The 18,229-nt window shown below is 67.5% G+C and carries 18 protein-coding genes and 1 pseudogene; 8 read left to right on the forward strand and 11 right to left on the reverse strand.

Translation table 11 applies throughout. The features are described from left to right. The 3 genes and pseudogenes from LQV16_RS10030 to LQV16_RS10040 all read right to left on the reverse strand — a co-directional run. Positions 1-133: pseudogene (locus tag LQV16_RS10030) on the reverse strand (tRNA dihydrouridine synthase DusB); the annotation flags it as partial. A 101-nt stretch (positions 134-234) separates the two neighbouring features. Further along, positions 235-1,701, reverse strand: a complete 1,467-nt coding sequence (locus tag LQV16_RS10035; RefSeq protein ID WP_229993744.1) for a YibE/F family protein — start codon at positions 1,699-1,701, stop codon at positions 235-237. Between the two features lie 140 nt (positions 1,702-1,841). Further along, positions 1,842-3,215: an FAD-binding oxidoreductase gene (locus tag LQV16_RS10040; RefSeq protein WP_229993745.1), complete on the reverse strand. Its 1,374-nt coding sequence runs from the start codon at positions 3,213-3,215 to the stop codon at positions 1,842-1,844. Positions 3,216-3,485: 270 nt separating this feature from the next. Here LQV16_RS10040 and LQV16_RS10045 point away from each other — a divergent pair, with 270 nt between their 5' ends. The 4 genes from LQV16_RS10045 (at position 3,486) to LQV16_RS10060 (ending at position 6,250) form a co-directional block, all read left to right on the forward strand. After that, positions 3,486-4,250 carry an alpha/beta fold hydrolase gene (locus LQV16_RS10045; protein WP_229993783.1) on the forward strand — a complete coding sequence of 255 codons (765 nt, stop codon included), beginning with the start codon at positions 3,486-3,488 and terminating at the stop codon, positions 4,248-4,250. Further along, entirely contained in the window at positions 4,250-5,062 is an 813-nt protein-coding gene (locus LQV16_RS10050; RefSeq protein ID WP_229993746.1) for a DUF1295 domain-containing protein, read from the forward strand. Before LQV16_RS10045 ends, LQV16_RS10050 begins: the two co-directional genes overlap by 1 nt. 76 nt (positions 5,063-5,138) lie before the next feature. Continuing rightward, positions 5,139-6,008 (forward strand): lysophospholipid acyltransferase family protein, encoded by an 870-nt coding sequence (locus LQV16_RS10055; RefSeq protein ID WP_229993784.1) that lies wholly within the window; start codon positions 5,139-5,141, stop codon positions 6,006-6,008. Between the two features lie 20 nt (positions 6,009-6,028). Next, positions 6,029-6,250 carry a hypothetical protein gene (locus LQV16_RS10060; protein ID WP_229993747.1) on the forward strand — a complete coding sequence of 74 codons (222 nt, stop codon included), beginning with the start codon at positions 6,029-6,031 and terminating at the stop codon, positions 6,248-6,250. Between the two features lie 87 nt (positions 6,251-6,337). On the opposite strand, the gene LQV16_RS10065 is transcribed toward LQV16_RS10060, so the two are convergent. From LQV16_RS10065 to LQV16_RS10075, 3 genes are all read right to left on the reverse strand, one after another. Continuing rightward, entirely contained in the window at positions 6,338-7,342 is a 1,005-nt protein-coding gene (locus tag LQV16_RS10065) for a GNAT family N-acetyltransferase (RefSeq protein ID WP_229993748.1), read from the reverse strand. A gap of 2 nt (positions 7,343-7,344) precedes the next feature. After that, on the reverse strand, positions 7,345-8,730 hold the full coding sequence (locus tag LQV16_RS10070) for a glycine--tRNA ligase (RefSeq protein WP_229993749.1): 1,386 nt from the start codon (positions 8,728-8,730) through the stop codon (positions 7,345-7,347). A 135-nt stretch (positions 8,731-8,865) separates the two neighbouring features. Beyond that, positions 8,866-9,831, reverse strand: coding sequence for a DMT family transporter (locus tag LQV16_RS10075; RefSeq protein WP_229993750.1), 966 nt, complete (start codon positions 9,829-9,831; stop codon positions 8,866-8,868). A gap of 33 nt (positions 9,832-9,864) precedes the next feature. Here LQV16_RS10075 and LQV16_RS10080 point away from each other — a divergent pair, with 33 nt between their 5' ends. Next, entirely contained in the window at positions 9,865-10,101 is a 237-nt protein-coding gene (locus tag LQV16_RS10080; protein ID WP_229993751.1) for an RNA-binding S4 domain-containing protein, read from the forward strand. Positions 10,102-10,152: 51 nt separating this feature from the next. On the opposite strand, the gene LQV16_RS10085 is transcribed toward LQV16_RS10080, so the two are convergent. Further along, entirely contained in the window at positions 10,153-10,809 is a 657-nt protein-coding gene (locus tag LQV16_RS10085; protein WP_229993752.1) for a phospholipase, read from the reverse strand. A gap of 94 nt (positions 10,810-10,903) precedes the next feature. Here LQV16_RS10085 and LQV16_RS10090 point away from each other — a divergent pair, with 94 nt between their 5' ends. Together LQV16_RS10090 and LQV16_RS10095 are read left to right on the forward strand one after the other, a co-directional pair. Further along, positions 10,904-11,767: an SGNH/GDSL hydrolase family protein gene (locus LQV16_RS10090; RefSeq protein ID WP_229993785.1), complete on the forward strand. Its 864-nt coding sequence runs from the start codon at positions 10,904-10,906 to the stop codon at positions 11,765-11,767. A 99-nt stretch (positions 11,768-11,866) separates the two neighbouring features. Beyond that, positions 11,867-12,415, forward strand: a complete 549-nt coding sequence (locus tag LQV16_RS10095) for a hypothetical protein (protein ID WP_229993786.1) — start codon at positions 11,867-11,869, stop codon at positions 12,413-12,415. Here the strand turns inward: LQV16_RS10095 and LQV16_RS10100 are convergent. The 3 genes from LQV16_RS10100 to mmsB all read right to left on the reverse strand — a co-directional run bounded on the left by LQV16_RS10100 (position 12,412) and on the right by mmsB (position 15,581). After that, complete coding sequence (locus LQV16_RS10100; protein ID WP_229993753.1) at positions 12,412-12,978, reverse strand: isochorismatase family protein; 567 nt, start codon at positions 12,976-12,978, stop codon at positions 12,412-12,414. The genes LQV16_RS10095 and LQV16_RS10100 overlap by 4 nt on opposite strands. 138 nt (positions 12,979-13,116) lie before the next feature. Continuing rightward, complete coding sequence (locus tag LQV16_RS10105; protein ID WP_229993754.1) at positions 13,117-14,601, reverse strand: CoA-acylating methylmalonate-semialdehyde dehydrogenase; 1,485 nt, start codon at positions 14,599-14,601, stop codon at positions 13,117-13,119. A gap of 77 nt (positions 14,602-14,678) precedes the next feature. Continuing rightward, positions 14,679-15,581 carry a 3-hydroxyisobutyrate dehydrogenase gene (gene mmsB / locus LQV16_RS10110; protein ID WP_229993755.1) on the reverse strand — a complete coding sequence of 301 codons (903 nt, stop codon included), beginning with the start codon at positions 15,579-15,581 and terminating at the stop codon, positions 14,679-14,681. A gap of 203 nt (positions 15,582-15,784) precedes the next feature. Between mmsB and LQV16_RS10115 the strand changes: the two genes are divergently transcribed. After that, positions 15,785-16,684 (forward strand): LysR family transcriptional regulator, encoded by a 900-nt coding sequence (locus tag LQV16_RS10115; RefSeq protein ID WP_229993787.1) that lies wholly within the window; start codon positions 15,785-15,787, stop codon positions 16,682-16,684. Positions 16,685-16,775: 91 nt separating this feature from the next. On the opposite strand, the gene LQV16_RS10120 is transcribed toward LQV16_RS10115, so the two are convergent. Continuing rightward, positions 16,776-18,155, reverse strand: coding sequence for an MFS transporter (locus LQV16_RS10120; protein ID WP_229993756.1), 1,380 nt, complete (start codon positions 18,153-18,155; stop codon positions 16,776-16,778). Positions 18,156-18,229: the final 74 nt, after the last annotated feature.

The raw sequence follows: 18,229 nt of genomic DNA on the forward strand, positions 1-18,229 counted from the left end.
ACAGCCTGCGGAAGGCGGAGTTGGTGATGCCCGCCATGGGAGCCAGGATCACGGGGGTGTCCACGGTGATCGGGCCCAGCTTCAGGGGCGGGAGTTCCAGCTTGGGGGCGGGAGGCGTTGCTACAACAGTCACCCGTCCATTGTCTCAAAGACGGGCAAATCGGCCCGGTCCCGCTCCGGTTATGTGGAAATGACCGGCTATGTGGAAACTTTCGCGTGCCGCCAGGGCCCGCGTCAGCCCCGCAGTGCGGCACGCCGCCCGCGGCGCGTGGCAGGACCGGCACCGGCGCCGTCCGGCTCGAACCCGTCGGCCGCGAACCCGTCCGGCGCGATCCCGTCGGATTCGCTCCAGCCTGACCCGCCGCCGTCGGACCCGACCCAGTCGGGCTCGATTGATGCGGACTCCCCGCCCTTAACCGCGCCGCCCTTAATCCCCGTGGCCTTGACCACCAGCACGGCGATGAGCGTGGTGACCGGCACGGCCAGGACGAGCCCAACGGAGCCGACGAGGGTTCTGATGACTTCCTCGGAGAGTTCGGCGCTGGTGAGGGCGTCCCCGAGCGGGCGCTCATAGAGCATGACCAGGATCAGGATCGGCAGGGCCGCGCCGGCGTAGGCAAATGCAATGGTGTAGACCGTGGAGGCGATGTGGTCCCGGCCGATCCGCATCGCGGACGTGAAGAGCTGCCGCGCACTGGTTTCCGGGGCGAGTTCCCACAGTTCCCAGACGGCCGACGACTGCGTGATGGTGACGTCATTGAGCACGCCCAGACCGGAAATGATCAGTCCGCACAGGATGATGCCGGAGATCGAGATGTTGTCTGACATGTTGGTGAGCGTAGCGGCGTCGTGGCTGCCCACACCGGCGAGGTTTGCGGCGTCGGTGGCCCAGGCCGCCAGCAGCGCCGTAATGGCGAGGCCGAACATCGTCCCGAGCAGCGCCGTCGACGTGCGGGCGGAAAAGCCGTGGGCGAAGTAGAGCACCCCGATCATGATCACCGTGGACCCCACGAGCGCCAGGAGCAGCGGCGGCTTCCCCTCGACCAGCCCGGGCAGCATGAACGAGACAAGCACGACATAAGCGCCGACCAGTCCGATCAGGGCCCGCAGGCCACGCCAGCGCGCCACCGCGATCACGACGACGGCGTAAAGCACGGCCAGGAAGATGATGGGCAGTGTCCGGACAAAGTCGACAAAGACATAGGCCGGCGCGTCCTGGCCGTCGGCGCCCTGCACCTTGGAGAGGTTCAGGTAGCGGATGTTGTCCCCGGGCTTCACACCGTGGGATTTCGCGATGTCCGGGTTGATGACCACCTTCACCGGGTTGCCGCCCTTGTCCGGCTCGGTGTAGGCGAACGTGCATTGCGAGCCCTCGTTCGGGGGCTGCGGGGTGGTGCCGGAACCGGGTGTGCCCTGCGCCGCGGCGTCACCGCCGGCCTGGGCATCCGAACAGCTGCCGACGACGACCCGCTGGATCTTGCCGGTGTCGAACGTCACGCCCGGGGCCGCGGCGTAGGGGCTGGCCAAGGTGATGCCCTCCTTGCTTCCCGACGGCCACATGAAGGCCATGGCCGCCAGGGTCAGCAGCGTCAGCGGGATCAGGATGGCAGCCAGGATCCAGTTGGCCTTCTTCCGCGCCGCGAGCGTCTGGGGTGTGGGCTCGACATCGTCAGTGTGAGAGTGCGAGTGTCCAGCGCCCATCAGCAGTTCAACCTCATGCCGAAAACTTTACGGCGTGGGCGGGGGCTGTCCGGACGGATGACGGGACACGCCGCGCAGATGCGGCGTGCCCCGGTGTGCGGCGTGCCCCGGCGTGCCGGAGTGCCGGCAGGACATCGAGGTTACGCCGGCGGGATGTTCTGGTTGATGTGGAAGAGGTTCTGGGGATCGTACTTGGCTTTGACCTCCCGGAGCCTGCTGAAGTTGGGCCCGTAATTCTCCGCGACCCGGGGCAAGTCATCACGGTCCATGAAGTTGATGTAGCCGCCCGGCGCCGAGTAGGGGCGCAGTGCCGCCGCATATTCCTTGACCCAGGCGATGTTTGCCTCGTTCTCCGCCGGGTCCTGCCAGATGCCCGCAATCACCGGCGCGAACTTGACGTTCCGGTTTGCGAATGCCGTATCGTCCGCACCTACTCGCTGCACTGCTCCGTCAATGGGATACAAGTGCACGGCGGTTTGCACGCTGGGTACTCTGCTCCCAAAGTCGAGGTGCGCGGCGATGGCTCCGTCACTGAGCTCCGCGAGGAAATCGGCTTTCCAGTAGGCCTGCAGACCCTTGGGCATCAGGGGGTCGAAGGCCTGGTTCAGAGCCGGGTAGGGCATCGGCCCCACCATGGAACCCGCCACGGGAGCGATATCGAGGAAGGGCTGCCATTGGGCGGGACCCGCGGCCTGATCGCCCGTCCACATGCCGACTACCACAGCCACCGGTTTGCCGTGCCATTCCTCGGGCAGGAATGGTACAGGCGGCCCCATGGCAAATGCCAGGAAGACCCCCAGTTCCTCGGGCGCGGAGTCCATATGATCCCGGTAGAACTTCGCCACAGTTTCTGCATGCTCCATCGGATAGATGATGATGCCGGCGTGAACCATATCCACCGGGTGCAGCCGGTATTCCAGCGACGTCACCACGCCGAAGTTCCCGCCGCCGCCGCGCAGCGCCCAGAACAGGTCCTCATTCTCGCTTTCACTGGCAGTTAGGAACTTACCGTCCGCTGTAACGACGTCGGCAGCGATCAGGTTGTCGCAACTGAGCCCATACTTCCGCGCGAGGTAGCCAATGCCGCCGCCCAGTGTGAGCCCTGCGACGCCCGTCGAGCCGATGATGCCGCCCGTCGTCGCCAGCCCGAAGGCGTGCGTGGCGTGGTTGAAGTCGGCCCAGGTTGCGCCGGCCTCGGACCTCGCCGTCTTGTTTGCCGGATCGACCCGGACGCCGGATGTGTTCGAAAAATCGATGACCAGGGCGTCGTCCCAGGTGCCAAATCCGGGAGCGCTGTGGCCTCCGCCGCGGATGGCAAGGTCCAGGGAATTGTCCCGGGCGAAGTTGACGCAGGCTATGACATCCGCCACCTGGGATACGCGGACCACCGCGGCCGGCCGCTTGTCGATCATGCCGTTGTACACCGCACGCGCCGCGTCGTAGTCCGCGTCACCAGGCGTAATGATCTGGCCTCGGACTTGCTCGCGCAGGCTATCGAGGGCTGTTCCGTTCATTTCGTTTACCGCCGATTTCGTCGTGAGATTCGACCCGGACGGTTCTCTGCGCTCCCAGCCGGCGTGGCGCCCGGAGGTTTACCTGCACATGCCTACTCCTCCCGCATTTCCCCGTCAAGGGCGCCGTCAAAATGCGCGCCTGCCGGCCGCACCCATCACCGCGGGCACCGGCTCCGAATCCACACTAGGCACCAGCTGCCTTGACGGGCGGAGGCTGCAACCTAGGGTTGGTTATTGACGGACGAAGGACGGAAGGACACACGCGTGGCCATGCGTAAACTAGACGACCGCGAGCCGGGGGCGGGCCGATCCGGGCCCACCGCCAAGGCCGTGCTGAGAATCGCCGAAGCCGCCGGGGAAACCCGCGCAGTTGCCTTGGTCCTGCACGGCGGGCGGGCCGACAGCTACGACGCGGTCCGCGGCCGGCACCTGAGCCCGGCCCGGATGCGGCCCTTCGCCCGGGCACTGAACAGGCAGGGCGGCCCGCACGGGCTGGCTGTGTGGACCCTGCGCAACCGGTATCGCGGCTGGAACGGGGAAGACATGTCCCCCGTTCATGATGCCCGCTGGGCGCTCGCCCGGATCAGCCAGGAGCATCCTGGCGTGCCGGTGTACCTGCTGGGCCACTCCATGGGCGGTCTCACGGCGCTGTGCGTGGCCGACGACCCGCAAGTCGAGGCCGTCGTCGCGCTCGCCCCATGGCTCAATCACAAAACCCCGGTCCAACCCGTCGCCGGCCGCCGGGTCCTGATCGTCCACGGCACCGACGACCGCTGGACCAGCCCGGCGAACTCGCTGGACTATGCCCGTCGCGCCGAGGGCGTCGCCGCGTCCTTTGACTACGTCTCCCTCAAGGGTGCCGGCCATTTCATGATCCGCCGGTTGGCACTGTGGAACGTGCTGGCGAACGGTTTCGTCCTGGATGCCTTCGGCGAGGCCACGGGGGCTGATGTCTCCGGCGCCACGGACGCCTTACGCAGCGCGCTGCGCAGCGCCCCGCCGGCGGCCGGAACACGCCTGCCGGTGGTGCTGTGATGCCGACGTTCCCGCTTGATGCCTTCCTGGCCAGCCTGCCGTGGGTCATCGCGGGACTCGTGTTGCTGCTGGGCCTGACCTTCGCGGTTGCCGTGCGGCAGAACCGGCACTCCGTTATCGACACCGTCTGGGGCCTGGGCTTCGTGGTGGTGGCCGGCATCTCCTGGGTGCTCTCCGCCGGATACGGCGACGCCGGCCGCCGGCTGCTGCTCCTTGTCCTGGTCGCGGTCTGGGGCATCCGCCTCGCCGTCCACATCGGGCTCCGTGCACGCGGCGGCCACGAGGACCCACGGTATGTGGACATGCTCTCCGCAGCACCCGGATCACGCAACGTCTACGCCCTGCGGCGGGTCTACCTGCCCCAGGGTGTGGTGATGTTCTTCGTCTCGCTCACCATCCAGGTCGGCATGTTCGCCACCGGAACCCTGGGTTGGCTCGCGTTCGCCGGTGTCCTGCTCTGGATCCTTGGCTTCGTGTTCGAGACGGCCGGCGATTGGCAGCTGACGCAGTTCAAGGCCGATCCCGCCAGGCGTGGCACCGTCCTCAACACTGGGCTGTGGCGCTATACCCGCCACCCCAACTACTTCGGCGACGCCGCCGTCTGGGCCGGGCTCTTCCTCGTGGCCGCCGATTCCTGGCCCGGCGTGCTGACCGTCCTCTCCCCCGCCCTGATGATCTGGACTCTTGCCGGCAAGACCGGGAAGCCGCTGACGGAAAAGGCGATGGCCGCACGGCCCGGCTACAAGGAATACATCGAATCCACCTCCGGTTTCCTGCCCTTGCCGCCCCGGCGGCGGACCGTGGGGCACTGACATGCGCGGCCCGGGACAGGGCCGGCCTGCCCTGAACTGGCGGCGCCTGAACTGGCGGACCCTGAGGTGGCGGCGCCTGAGCTGGCGGCCGGAACCCAACGACCGTTTCTACCGATTCATCGTCCGCACCGGGCTGGCGCTGCGCTGGCTGTTCCGGATCCGCGTCCTCGTCACGGGCCGGGAGCACCTGCTCCAGCCCGGGCCGCTCAAAGCTTCCACCCGAGACGGCGCCCGCGGTGCCGCCCACCGGTGCCCGTCGCGGCCGGTGGTGCCCGGCCAGGGTGCCGTCGTCGCGATCACGCACTTCGGCTACCTCGACTTTGCCTTCGCCGAGATGCTGCTGTGGTGGCACAACCGGGCCCAGCTGCGCTTCCTCGTCACGCAGGGAGCCGCCGACCACTGGTTTGCCGGGCCCGCGGTCAGTGCAGCCGGGCATGTTGTGGTCGGGTACGGATCGGGAGCCCGCGCCTACGACGCCGCGGTCGCCCGGCTGAGGGAGGGCGAGTACATCGCCATCCTGCCCGAGGCGGGCGTGAGCCGCAGCTTCACGGTGCGCGAATGCAAGACCGGTGCCGTGCGAATGGCCGCCGAAGCCGGCGTGCCGATCATCCCGGTCTCCATCTGGGGCGCCCACCGGCTGCTGACCCGCCATCATGCCTTCTCGCCGCGGCGCGCCTGGCGCGCCCCGGTCCGCATCCACGTGGGCGAGCAGATCCTTCCGGGCTCGCTCCCGGGCCCGGCCGACGACGCCCGGCCGGCCACGGCACGCCTGGCCAAGACGCTCCAGGACGGGATCGACGTCGGCATGGCCGACTTCCCCCTGCAACCCGCGCCCGGTGCCTGGTGGATGCCGGCCGGGCTCGGTGGCGGCGCCCCGACGGAGGAGGAACGGCGCCGGCTCGACGAGGCCGACGGTCCGCGGCGCGCAGGTGCCAGGCGCCGATAAGACCGGTTTCCACCATCGCCTTGACTAAGCTCCATGGGGTACAAAATGCAGCGCCCCAGGGCGGCTCGATCCGCGCTGCCGGGGGCCTCGGAGTCGACCTGCTCGCGGTGCTGAGGCTGCGCGCCCGGGACCTGGTGGGCTTCACTTTCCTGCAGTTCGTGTTCCACCTGCCGGTGGTCCTGCTGCTGGTCTGGCTGCTGGGCATGACATTCGAGTTCGTGCCGCCGGTGATCCCCAAATAACGGTGTCTGACAGAAAAGGTGTTTGACGGTAACTGTGCTTAACCAAACTGACCCGCAGCTGTGGCTGCGGGTCAGTTTGGTAAAGGCCTACGCCGCGTCGGAGACGACCAGGGTTTCCGAGCCCTGGACATGGGCTTTTCCGCTCTCGAGCAGCGGTTCGACGACGGCGCGCAGGGCGGTCATCGCGTCGTCCAGTTCCAGCATCACCGGGTGCTGGTAGGCGATCAGGGCCAGAAGGTCCCGGACGGCGGCCCGGGCTTGATCCGTGTCGAGCTTGAGTTCGTGTCCGAGGAAGACTTCAGTTGGCCCGGCCGACGCGTCCGCACCGGCACCGTCGGCGTCGGCCCCGGGAATTCCCTGGGCGTAGCTGATGGCGAACCCCTCCAGCCGGCCCTTCCGGCTCGCCGCGATGCCGTGCCCGAAGGCACTGGCCTTGGGCGCCCGCAGCACGATCGCTCCGTGGGCGCCGCTGAGCTCATCCAGGAACAAACGCTGCACTGCGGCAACGCTCAGCTCCCCCGGGCTGTCCCAGCCGTGCACGGCCGTGTAGTAGCGTCCCACGACGTCGCTGAGCTCCACCGAGCCCGTGGCCAGGTCTTCGACCTGATCAGTGGCCGCGGACTCCGAACCGTCGCCGAACACCGGCAGCTTGAGCGGCGCCGGGTCAACGACGACGAGGCGGGAGCGCTGGATCGGGGCCAGGCCCGCGGCCTCGGCAAACGCCGCCCCGGGGGTGCCCGGCTCCACTTTGCAGCGCAGTTTGGACACGCCCGACGGCGCCTGGGCGGCCTCGTGCCGCAGCATGGTCAGCAGAGTGGACCCGAGGCCGGCGCGGCGGTGGTCCCGGGCGACCTCGACATACGCCCAGAGCCGTTCCGGGTGCAGCGAGGCCTCGTGGACCACGGCAGCCGCCACGGGAATGGCGACGCCGTCCACGACGTCCTCGGCCACGATGCAGCGGCGCCACGGGGAATTGCCCGAGGGCGCAAGCGTGCCGCGGAACTGTCCGGCCTGGACCGTCTCAGGACCGCCCCAGATCTCCAGCAGCGCGAGGTCGTCGCCCTCCCGCCATTCCCGGTATGCGATGGCCATGATCAGGCGCCGATCAGCCGTGCGGCCAGGTAACCCTCCACCTTGTCCAGGGAAACGCGTTCCTGGCTCATGGTGTCGCGTTCGCGGATGGTGACGGCCTGGTCGTCCAGGGTCTCGAAGTCCACGGTGATGCAGAACGGGGTGCCGATCTCGTCCTGGCGGCGGTAGCGGCGGCCGATGGCGCCGGCGTCGTCAAACTCGATGTTCCAGCTCTTGCGCAGCTGGGCCGCGAGGTCCTTGGCCTTCGGGGACAGGTCCTCGTTGCGGCTCAGCGGCAGCACGGCGGCCTTCACCGGAGCCAGGCGGGGATCGAGCTTGAGCACGGTGCGGATGTCCACGCCGCCCTTGGCGTTGGGGGCCTCGTCCTCGGTGTAGGCATCGATCATGAAGGCCATGAACGAGCGGGTGAGGCCGGCGGCGGGCTCGATCACGTACGGGGTGTAGCGCTCGTTGGTGGCCTGGTTGAAGTAGCTCAGGTCCGCGCCGGAGGCCTTGGCGTGGGTGGAGAGGTCAAAGTCGGTGCGGTTGGCGATGCCCTCGAGCTCGCCCCACTCCGAGCCCTGGAAGCCGAACCGGTATTCGATGTCGGTGGTGCCCTTGGAGTAGTGGCTGAGCTTGTCCAGCGGGTGCTCGAAGAAGCGCAGGTTCTCGTCGCGGATGCCCAGGCCCGTGTACCAGGACATGCGTTCCTTCATCCAGTACTCGTGCCACTGCTCGTCGGTGCCGGGCTCGACGAAGAATTCCATCTCCATCTGCTCGAACTCGCGGGTGCGGAAGATGAAGTTGCCGGGCGTGATCTCGTTGCGGAACGACTTGCCGATCTGGCCGATGCCGAACGGCGGCTTCTTCCGCGAGGTGGTCAGGACGTTGCCGAAGTTCACGAAGATGCCCTGGGCGGTTTCGGGCCGCAGGTAGTGCAGGCCCTCCTCGCTGGCAACGGGGCCGAGGTAGGTCTTGAGCAGGCCGGAGAATTCGTGGGGCTCCGTCCACTGGCCGCGGGTGCCGCAGTTGGCGCAGGCGATGTCCTTGAGGCCGTTCTCGGCCGGACGGCCCTTCTTCTCCTCGTACTCTTCTTCGAGGTGGTCCGCGCGGTAGCGCTTGTGGCAGGACAGGCACTCCACCAGCGGGTCGGAGAAGACATCGACATGGCCGGAAGCTTCCCAGACCTGGCGGGGCAGGATGACGGAGGAATCCAGGCCTACAACGTCTTCGCGGCCGCGGACCACGGACTGCCACCACTGGCGCTTGATGTTTTCCTTGAGCTCGGCGCCGAGCGGCCCGTAGTCCCAGGCAGAACGGGAGCCACCATAGATTTCACCGGCCTGGAAAACGAATCCCCGGCGCTTGGCGAGGGAAATAATCTGGTCAAGGACGGATTTTGCTGCCATGGGAACTCCAATTTTGTACAGGGCCGCTGGGTGCGGTCCGCGGTGTCAGCCCCGGGTCACCGGCTGGTTGCCGGACGGGGGAAACGAGACGGGGGAAACGAACAGTGCGATGCAAACTCCAAGCCTACCGGCCCGCTACCGCTTCAGCGCCCCGCGGGGCCAGGGCAGCGTGGCCAGGATGATGGCGCCGAGCGTCAGCACGGTGCCCAGGACTGTCGGGAGCGCGATCACAGTTCCGGGCACCGGCAGTATCAGGTCCAGTCCGAGGGATCCCAGCAGCTGACCGGCGATCATCCCGAGGCCGGTGACCAGCACGCCCAGGCTGCGGACCAGGAGGGCGCCGATGCCGATGAAGATGCAGCCGAGCGGGCCGCCAAGGTAATACCACCACTGCGCCGGCAGGGGGTTGCCGGCGCCGGCCACCGCGAGTTTGATCAGCCACGCCGCCCACAACAGGGCGGCTCCGGCGATGAAGTTCACCAACGTCGCGGCGATGGGGGTGCCATAGTGCACGGTGGCTGTGCCGTTCATGGCCTGCTGGAAACTCATCAGGAACCCGGCCAGGAGCGGCAGCAGCACGGGCACAAACAACTGCAGCACGGATTCCCCGGCGCTGAACCTGGGCGAGACCGCCCAGGCGACGGCGGCGACGGTGAGCACGCTGCCGAGCACCCGGATGCCGGTAATGGGCCTCTTCCCCGCCGGTCCGATCCCCATCCGGTCCACCAGCAGGCCGCTGAGGGTCTGTCCCGTCACGGCGGCCACCGTGAAGAGGGCGACGCCGAGCAGTCCCACGGTGAAGGACTGGGCGAAGACGAAGACGGCCCCAATGCAGCCGGCCATCACGTAAAAGGGCGGAAACTGCCGCTCGCGCACGGCCGGCAGGATCCGCGCCAGCCCGGCCCGTCCTTTGGGCAGTGCCAGCGAAATGGCCGTCATCACCACCAGCCCGGTGCTGAAGCTGACGACGGCGGCGCCGATTCCGTCCCCAAGCGCCACCCCGAGGGCGCCGTTGATCCGGCCCTGGACCGGGATGAACAGTCCGGTCGCGACGGCCATGGGAAGGCCCACGATCAGCGGGAGCCGGGGGGTGTGGGTCATTGGTGCCACCTTAGGTCAGGCATCATTGCTTGTATGAGCAATCCGGAATTCGAAGACATCACCATCCGCGACAGCATGATCCGGCTGGGCCAGCTGCTGAAGCTTGCGAATCTGGTGGAAGACGGTGTGGAGGCCGCAGAACTGATCAAGAACGGGCTGGTCAAGGTCAATGGCGAAATCGACGAGCGCCGCGGCCGCCAGCTTCACGACGGCGACACCGTCACCGTGAGCGGCCGGACCGTGCGGATCAGCGCGCCCGCCGCCTCCTAGCCACCCGAGCGCACCTCATTCATGTGGCGCGCCTGACGTCTACGGGCGCACCTACTTCTTGGAGTTGAGCACCACGTGCGTGAGGAACTCCGAGACGTGGCCGATTTCCTGCTGGTTGATGCCGTGCCACATGCCCGTGTAAAGGACCTTGGTGAGCTTCACGTGCTTGCGGACCCAGCCGATGGTGTAGTCAATCTTGTCTGCGGTGATCGCCGGGTCCTGCTGGTCCCGGCCCCAGAACAGCGGCACGGTGCCGTCCAGTTCGCCGTCGCGGAAGCTGGGGTCCTCGCCGGCGTCGACGACAAACCCTGACAGGCCGACGACGGCGGCGAAGTCAGCCGGCCGCTGCCGCAGCAACGTGGTGGCCATGGCCATGCCCATCGAGAACCCCAGCAGCGTCACCGACGGGTGGTTGGCTTTGACGCCGTCGAGCCAGTCCTGGACATACGCGGCGGCGACCTTGACGGCGTCGAGCGAATAGTCAATGGACGCTGTCAGCGGGAACCATGTGAAGCCCGGGCCCATGGGAAGCGGGGCGCGCAACGAGGCCACTGCGAAATCCTGCGGGAGCATCTCCGCCAGGCTGAGCAGATCCTGTTCGTTGGCGCCGTAGCCATGCAGCAGGACCAGCAACGGTTTGCCGGCCCGCTCCTGCTCCGGCTTGGACCAAAGAACGACAGGGGCCGGGAGGGCATCAGCGTGAGTCATGGAACCATTCTTACAGTTACCCAGCGGTAACAACCTACGGTGGCGTAGCTTAACGTGAACAGTGCAGGATATGGGGGTGAGCGAAACCGAAGCCATGGAAAATTCACCGGACCCCTCAGCCGACACCGTCGTAACCCACCCGTGGACCCGCTATGTGGCCATGGGCGACTCTTTCACGGAAGGCATCGGCGACCCTGAACCGGCCAGCCCGGGCGGCCACCGGGGCTGGGCAGACCGGGTCGCCGAGGAACTCAGCCGCGGGCACAACGACTTCGCGTACGCCAACCTGGCCGTCCGCGGCCGGCTCCTGCAGCAGATCGTGGACCAGCAGATGGCGCACTGTCTGTCCCTCAAGCCGGATCTCATCACGCTCTCCGCCGGCGGCAACGACCTCATCCGCCCGGGCGGGGATCCGGACGTGCTGGCCGAAAAGCTGGACTCGGTGGTGCAGATCCTGAGCCTGGGCGGCGCCACCGTGGTCCTGTTCAACGGCCCTGACACGGGCTCCACGGTGCTGGGCCGGATCCGCAGCAAGGTGGCCATCTACAACGAGAACCTGCGTACCATCGCCGCGCGCCACGACGCCGTGATCGCGGACATGTGGTCCCTGCGCCAGCTCAATGACCCGCAGATGTGGAATGCTGACCGGCTGCACTTCTCACCGCTGGGCCACCACACCATCGCGGCCATGGTGCTGGACTCGCTGAACGTCGAGCACACCCTCCGGCCCCTCGCCCCCAAACCGCTGCCGCAACGCGGTTGGCGCGAGGCGCGCAGCGGCGACCTTGTGTGGGCCAAGGAGTATTTTGTCCCCTGGGTGGTGCGGCGGCTGCGGCACCGCTCCTCGGGCGACGGCGTGACGGCCAAGCGGCCCCTGGCCGGCCCGGTGTTCGGTCCCGGCGTTCCGCTCGGCTCCGGCGAAGGTCCGCCCGGCGCCGAGGATGCGGTGCGGTCCTGAGCCTGCGGGGCATAAGCTGGAAGAACACTTCTCCGGCCCTATAGATGAGCCCGCAGATGAGAAGGCCCAGCAGCTGAAAGGCCCCATACCGTGAGCAGCATGTTCTTCTGGATCATCGTGTTGTCGTTCCTGATTCCCGTGGCCATGCGCCTCTACCGCAGGTCCGCCCGCGGCCGGAACCAGGGCACGCCGGGGCAATTCGGCGGGTTCCCCGGAAACCAGAACAACCCCGGCAACCAGGGCAACCAGCCGCGGGACGGCTACACACAGCAGGACTACTTTGGTGGCTTCGGCCAGCTGGGCGCCCCGAGGCAGCCGGGACCGGGCAACGAGCCGTACCCCAGTCCCCGGTTCCCCAACCAGCCGTTCCCGAACCAGCCGTACCCCGGTCAGCAGTACCCGGGTCCGGCCGGCTACCAGTCCCCCGTTCCCTACGAGGACAGCCCTGAGTACCTGAACAACCCTCCGCAGCGGCACGAACCGGCGCCGGCAGCCGGACAGCCGCAGACTCCCGAGGTGCCCCAGGCGCCGTCGCCAGCGCAGGGCTACCGTGCCCGCAAGCTGGCCGAACTCGACCAGCAGTACAGCGACGGCAAGCTGTCCATGGAGGACTACATGGCCCAGCGCGCTGAAATCATGAAGGGCTAGGCTCCTGCAGGGCTAGCGAAGTCGACGTCGGCTGCGTTGACCGTTCCGGCCGTCCGCCCGGGAGCCTTGTGGTACTGCCAGTACAAATTGGTGTGGGCCACCACCAGCTCCGGCGGCGGTGCGCCAAATTCGGTCAGGTCCTCGGTGGTGTGGGCGTCGGCGACCAGCGTGACATCGTAGCCGCGGGTGATCGCGCCGTGGAGGGTGGAGCGAATGCACTCGTCGGTCTGCGCACCGGCCAGGAAGAAGCGGCCGATGCCGCGGGCGGCCAGCACGGCCTCCAGGTCGGTCGCCTCGAACGCGTCGCTGTACTCCTTCGCCACGAGCGGCTCTGAATCGCGCCGCGCGAGCTCCGGCACATACTGCCAGCCGTCGCTGCCGCGCGGGAGTTCCTCGCCGTTGTGCTGCACCCAGACGACGTCAACCCCGGCGCCGCGCGCCTTGTCCACGAGGGCGGCGATGGTCGCGACGACGTCGTTACGGCGGTAAGCCTCCGCGACGACGCCGACCTGCATGTCGACGACGAGCAGTGCCGTGTTGGGGCGGTTGATGAGCGTGGTCATGGTGCCTCCCGGATCGTGGCCCTCCCTGCCTGCCTACTCTAATCCCGGAGCCGGAAAGCAACGAGGGGCCACTTGCGGCCCATGATCCGGTGCCGGATGGGCGCGAAGTGACCCCGCGTTGCTTGGAGCGGTGAAGTGTCAGTCGACCTGGGGGAAGCCGAGGTCGATCACCGAGGTGGACGGGTCCGGCCAGCGGGTGGTGACAACCTTGCCGCGGGTGTAGAAGCGGATGCTCTCCGGGCCGTACATGTGGGTGTCGCCGAAGAGGGAGTTCTTCCAGCCGCCGAAGGAGAACGTGCCCACCGGCACCGGGATGGGCACGTTGACGCCCACCATGCCGGCCTCGACGTCGAATTCGAACTGCCGGGCGGCGCCGCCGTCGCGGGTGAAGATCGCCACGCCGTTGCCGAACTCGTTGTCGTTGACCAGCTTCACGGCGTCGGCGTACGTCTCGACACGGACCACCGAGAGGACGGGGCCGAAGATCTCGTCGTCGTAGACCTTCATGCCGGGCTTGACGTGGTCGATCAGGCTCACGCCGATGAAGAAGCCGTTGGAGTCGAATTCGTGCTCGCGGCCGTCCACCACCACGGTGGCGCCTTCGTTGGCCGCGCCGGCAACGTAGGAGGCCACCTTGTCACGGTGCTCGGCTGTGATGAGCGGGCCCATCTGGGAGGCCGGGTCCGTGCCCGGGCCGATGGTTAGCGTGGCCATGCGGGTGCTGATCGCGTCCACCAGTTCATCGGCGATGCTGCCGACGGCGACCAGGACACTGACTGCCATGCAGCGCTCCCCGGCGGAACCGTAGGCGGCCGAGACAGCGGCGTCCGCGGCCATGTTGAGGTCCGCATCGGGCAGGACCACCATGTGGTTCTTCGCGCCTCCCAGGGCCTGGACGCGCTTGCCGTGATCGGCGGCGCGCTGGTAGATGGACTGCGCGATCGGCGTCGAGCCGACAAAGCTGATCGCCTTGACGTCCGGGTGTTCCAGCAGCACGTCCACGGCCTCCTTGTCGCCGTGGACCACGTTGAGCACGCCCGCCGGCAGTCCGGCCTCGGCGAAGATCTGGGCGATGAAGATGGCGGAGGACGGGTCCTTTTCGCTGGGCTTGAGCAACACGGTGTTGCCGCAGGCCAGGGCGCTGCCGATCATCCACAACGGCACCATGGCGGGGAAGTTGAACGGCGTGATGCAGGCGACGACGCCGACCGGCTGGCGGACCGAGTGGACATCGACGCCGCCGGAGACCTGCTCGGAGCGCTCGCCCTTAAGCATGTGGGCCAGCCCGGTGGCGAATTCGATGTTCTCCAGGCCGCGGGTGATTTCACCTTCCGCATCCGAGAGGACCTTGCCGTGCTCGCTGGTCAGCAGGGCCGCCAGTTCGGGCCGGCGCTGCATGAGCAGTTCACGGACCTTGAAGAAAATGCCGGTGCGCTTGGCCAGGCTCGTGGCGCGCCAGCCGGGCAGGGCGGCGCGGGCGGCCGCGACGGCCTCCTCGACGCGGGCGGCGGAGGCCAGGGCGACCTCTTTCTCCTGCTCGCCGGTGGCGGGGTTGAAGACGGGGCCGAAGCGCTCGGCGTCGGAAATCAGGGCGCCGTTGATGTAGTGCGGAATGCGTTCCATGGGGTGGGTCTCTTTCGTGAAGGGCAGGGCCGTGAAGTTGTGGGCCCTGAAGGATTGCGTGCTGTTGGGCAGGGCGCCTAGTTGGCGGGGTCGAGCGTGCCGTCGACGAGCTTGACGATCATCGAGCAGTCCTGGCCGGATTGGCCAGAGTCGATGAGCCGCTGGAAGAGCTGCTGGACGTGCTCGCCGATTTCCAGCGGGGTGCCGGTGTCGCGCGCGGCGCTGATGGCCAGGCCAATGTCTTTGTTGGCCAGCTCCGTGGTGAAGGTCGGGGCGAAGTCGTTGTTGGATGCCGCGGTGGGCACGACACCGGCCACGGGGTACCAGGTGCGCAGCGCCCAGCTGTCGCCGGAGGAGACCGACGCGATGTCCCAGAAGACCTGCTTGTCCAGGCCGAGGCGGTCGGCGAGGACTGCGCCCTCGGCGGTGGAGGCGAGGTTGATGAAGAGCATGAGGTTGTTGCAGATCTTCGCGGCCTGGCCGGTGGTGGCGCCGCCGGTGGGGATGATGTTCGCCGCCATGGGTCGGATGTATTCGGTGGCCTCGGCAACCGCGCCGGCCTCGCCGCCGATCATGAACGTCAAGGTGGCGGCCTTTGCGCCGCTCATGCCGCCCGAGACGGGCGCGTCGACAAAGCGGAAGCCGGCGGCAGCGGCGGCGTCGTGCAGGGCCTGCGCGGAGGCAATATCGATCGTGGAGGAATCCACCAGCAGGGTCCGGGTGTCCGCGTGGGCCAGGACGCCGTCCTCGCCCAGATACACGGCGCGGGCGTGCTCGCCCTTGGGGAGCATGGTGAAGACGACGTCGGCGCCGTCGACGGCCTCGGCGATGCTGCCTGCGGCCTTGACTCCCCCGGCCTCGGCGGCAGCAACGGCTGCGGTGTTGAGATCGAAGCCGCGGACCTCATGTCCGGCGTTCGAGAGGTTGACGGACATGGACCCGCCCATGTTTCCGAGTCCGATCCAGGCGATGACTGCCATGGCTTAAGCTCCTTTGCTTGATGTGCTGCCGGGCGCTCCGGGCTGAAAGCCGAAACCCCGGCATCCCTGTGTCCACCATCACACCCCTGATAGAGTGCAATCAAGGGAAAAAATCACAGATGCCATGTGCACAAATGCACACTGGCGGCGCTGCCTACCCATATCCGTTGACGACACTCGCTGAAGAGGGGACAAAAGTGGACCTGCGCCGGCTTCCGAGCCCCGATGACCTGCTGATCCTGCTGACCGTGGCGCGGTTGGGCCGGTTCAACGCGGTGGCGGAGACGCTCGGCACCACGCACACCACCATCTCCCGCCGCGTCCTGGCCCTGGACAAGCAGCTCGGCGGCCGGACGCTGGAACGCAGCCCGCACGGCTGGGAGCTGACCGAGCTCGGCAGCCAGGCCGTCGCGGCCGCGGAGGCCATCGAGGGCACTCTCGGTGCCCTGTCCAGCAGCATTGCCCGCTCCGGCGACGTGGTCTCCGGCCTTGTCCGGATCAGCACCCCGGACGGCTTCGGCGCCGAATTCCTGGCCCCGGCCCTCGTGCGGCTGCAGCGGGCGAATCCGCTGCTCAACGTTGAGCTGCTCAGCGCCACACGCAAGGTGAGCCAAAACCGCTCCGGCGTGGACCTGGAAGTGGTGGTGGGCAACATGGACACCGCAAACGCCCAGGCCATCTTCCTGAGCAACTATTTCCTCAGGCTGTACGCCAGTCCCGGATATGCCCAGGAGCACGGGCTTCCGGCAACGCTCGACGACGTCCGCCAGCACGGCTTTGTCTCCTACGTGGAATCGGCGCTCCAGGTGGCCGAGCTGGGGCACCGCTCCACGCAGCTGCCGGTGCCGCGGTCCAGCTTCCAGGCCACAAGCGTCTTCGCCCAGCTCGAAGCCGTCCGGCGGGGCGCCGGGATAGGCCTGCTCCCCAACTTCCTGGTGGCCGGAAGCCCCGATTTCCTGCCCGTCCTGCCGGACGACTTCCAGCGCCAGCTGCCCATCTGGGCAGTGGCCAGGCCCGAGTCGCTGCGTTCCGCCCCCGTCCGTGCCGTGCTGGAGGCGATCCGGACCGAGATTGCCGACCGCCAGGCGGTCCTGGCGGGCTGAGCCGCCCTGGCGGGCTGAGCCTGCCGGCACACACGGCAACAGCCCGGGCCCCGCAGTGCGGGACCCGGGCTGTTGCCGTGTTAGTCCGTTGTTACTTCTTGGAGGCGGCGAGGAGATCGGCCGTGCCACGGGCATCGGCGGCGTCGACGTCGCGCAGGGAGATGCCGCGGGTTTCCTTGAGGAAGAACACGGCCACCATCGTGACCACACAGGCGCCGAGGAGGTAAATCGCCACCGGCGTGGAGGACTTGTACTGGCTCAGCAAGGCGACGGCGATGATCGGAGCCAGCGAACCGGCCACAATCGAGGTGACTTGGTAGCCCAGCGAGACACCGGAGTAGCGCATCCGGGTCGGGAACATTTCGGCCATGAGTGCCGGCTGGCCGGCGTACATGAGCGCGTGGAACAGCAGACCGATGGTGATCGCGGCCAAGATGACGAGGTCGTTCTTGGTGTCCATCATCGGGAAGGCGAAGAAGCCCCACGTGCCGCCGAGGACAGCGCCGGCCATGTAGACCGGTTTGCGGCCGACGTTGTCCGAGAGCTTGCCGACCATCGGGATCACGGCGAAGTGGACCAGGTGCGCAACGAGCAGCAGCAGCAGGATCCGCGAGGTGTCCGTCTGGACAATCACCTTCAGGTAGGTAATGGAGAAGGTGACCACAAGATAGTAGAGGATGTTCTCCGCGAAGCGCAGACCCATGGCGGTGAAGACGCCGCGCGGGTAGCGGCGGAAGACTTCGGCGACGCCGTAGCCCTTGTTCTCAACGGTGACCTCTTTGCGGGCCTCCAGGAAGATCGGGGCGTCCTGGACCTTAGTGCGGATGTAGTAGCCGACGATCACGATCACAGCAGAGAGCCAGAAGGCCACACGCCAGCCCCAGCTGAGGAACTCGGCGGAGGACAGCGTGGCGGACAGGGTGAACAGCACACCGGTGGCCAGCAGGTTGCCCATCGGAACCGCCGACTGCGGCCAGCTTGACCAGAATCCGCGGGACTTGCTCGGGCTGTGCTCGGCAACGAGGAGGACTGCGCCGCCCCACTCACCGCCGACGGCGAAGCCCTGGACGAAGCGCAGGAAGACCAGCAGGGCCGGGGCCCAGTAGCCGATCTGCTGGAAAGTCGGCAGGCAGCCCATCGCGAAGGTGGCAACGCCGACAAGGATGATGCTCAGCTGGAGCAGTTTCTTGCGGCCGAACTTGTCGCCGAAGTGGCCGAAGACGATGCCACCGATGGGGCGGGCAACAAAGCCGACCGCATAGGTGACGAACGCGGCAATGATGCCGTCCAATTCCGAACCGGTATTGGGAAAGAACAGCTTGCCGAAGACAAGGGTGGCGGCGGAGGCGTAGAGGAAGAATTCGTACCACTCAACCACCGTGCCGGCCATGGAGGCCGTGACTACCTTCTTCAGGCCGGACGATTTGACGTCCGTTTCTTCAGCGCGCCTCGCGGCGTTTTCCGTACTCATCGTGACTCCTTCGGTGTCTCCGTCGACACCCTGTGGACCATTGGGCTGAGGACGCCCGTGATGTAGGGCACATG

It is taken from the genome of Arthrobacter sp. Bi26, from assembly GCF_918697925.1.
Taxonomy (GTDB): Bacteria; Actinomycetota; Actinomycetes; order Actinomycetales; family Micrococcaceae; genus Arthrobacter.

What these genes read in the sequence shown, in the direction of transcription:
- LQV16_RS10095 (WP_229993786.1), top strand. Translation starts at nt 11,867, where the DNA reads ATGTTCTTCTGGATCATCGTGTTGTCGTTCCTGATTCCCGTGGCCATG.
- LQV16_RS10065 (WP_229993748.1), bottom strand. Translation starts at nt 7,342, where the DNA reads ATGGCCATCGCATACCGGGAATGGCGGGAGGGCGACGACCTCGCGCTG.
- LQV16_RS10050 (WP_229993746.1), top strand. Translation starts at nt 4,250, where the DNA reads ATGCCGACGTTCCCGCTTGATGCCTTCCTGGCCAGCCTGCCGTGGGTC.
- LQV16_RS10045 (WP_229993783.1), top strand. Translation starts at nt 3,486, where the DNA reads ATGCGTAAACTAGACGACCGCGAGCCGGGGGCGGGCCGATCCGGGCCC.
- LQV16_RS10120 (WP_229993756.1), bottom strand. Translation starts at nt 18,155, where the DNA reads ATGAGTACGGAAAACGCCGCGAGGCGCGCTGAAGAAACGGACGTCAAA.
- LQV16_RS10035 (WP_229993744.1), bottom strand. Translation starts at nt 1,701, where the DNA reads ATGGGCGCTGGACACTCGCACTCTCACACTGACGATGTCGAGCCCACA.
- LQV16_RS10075 (WP_229993750.1), bottom strand. Translation starts at nt 9,831, where the DNA reads ATGACCCACACCCCCCGGCTCCCGCTGATCGTGGGCCTTCCCATGGCC.
- mmsB (WP_229993755.1), bottom strand. Translation starts at nt 15,581, where the DNA reads ATGGCAGTCATCGCCTGGATCGGACTCGGAAACATGGGCGGGTCCATG.
- LQV16_RS10085 (WP_229993752.1), bottom strand. Translation starts at nt 10,809, where the DNA reads ATGACTCACGCTGATGCCCTCCCGGCCCCTGTCGTTCTTTGGTCCAAG.
- LQV16_RS10040 (WP_229993745.1), bottom strand. Translation starts at nt 3,215, where the DNA reads ATGAACGGAACAGCCCTCGATAGCCTGCGCGAGCAAGTCCGAGGCCAG.
- LQV16_RS10100 (WP_229993753.1), bottom strand. Translation starts at nt 12,978, where the DNA reads ATGACCACGCTCATCAACCGCCCCAACACGGCACTGCTCGTCGTCGAC.
- LQV16_RS10080 (WP_229993751.1), top strand. Translation starts at nt 9,865, where the DNA reads ATGAGCAATCCGGAATTCGAAGACATCACCATCCGCGACAGCATGATC.
- LQV16_RS10070 (WP_229993749.1), bottom strand. Translation starts at nt 8,730, where the DNA reads ATGGCAGCAAAATCCGTCCTTGACCAGATTATTTCCCTCGCCAAGCGC.
- LQV16_RS10090 (WP_229993785.1), top strand. Translation starts at nt 10,904, where the DNA reads ATGGAAAATTCACCGGACCCCTCAGCCGACACCGTCGTAACCCACCCG.
- LQV16_RS10105 (WP_229993754.1), bottom strand. Translation starts at nt 14,601, where the DNA reads ATGGAACGCATTCCGCACTACATCAACGGCGCCCTGATTTCCGACGCC.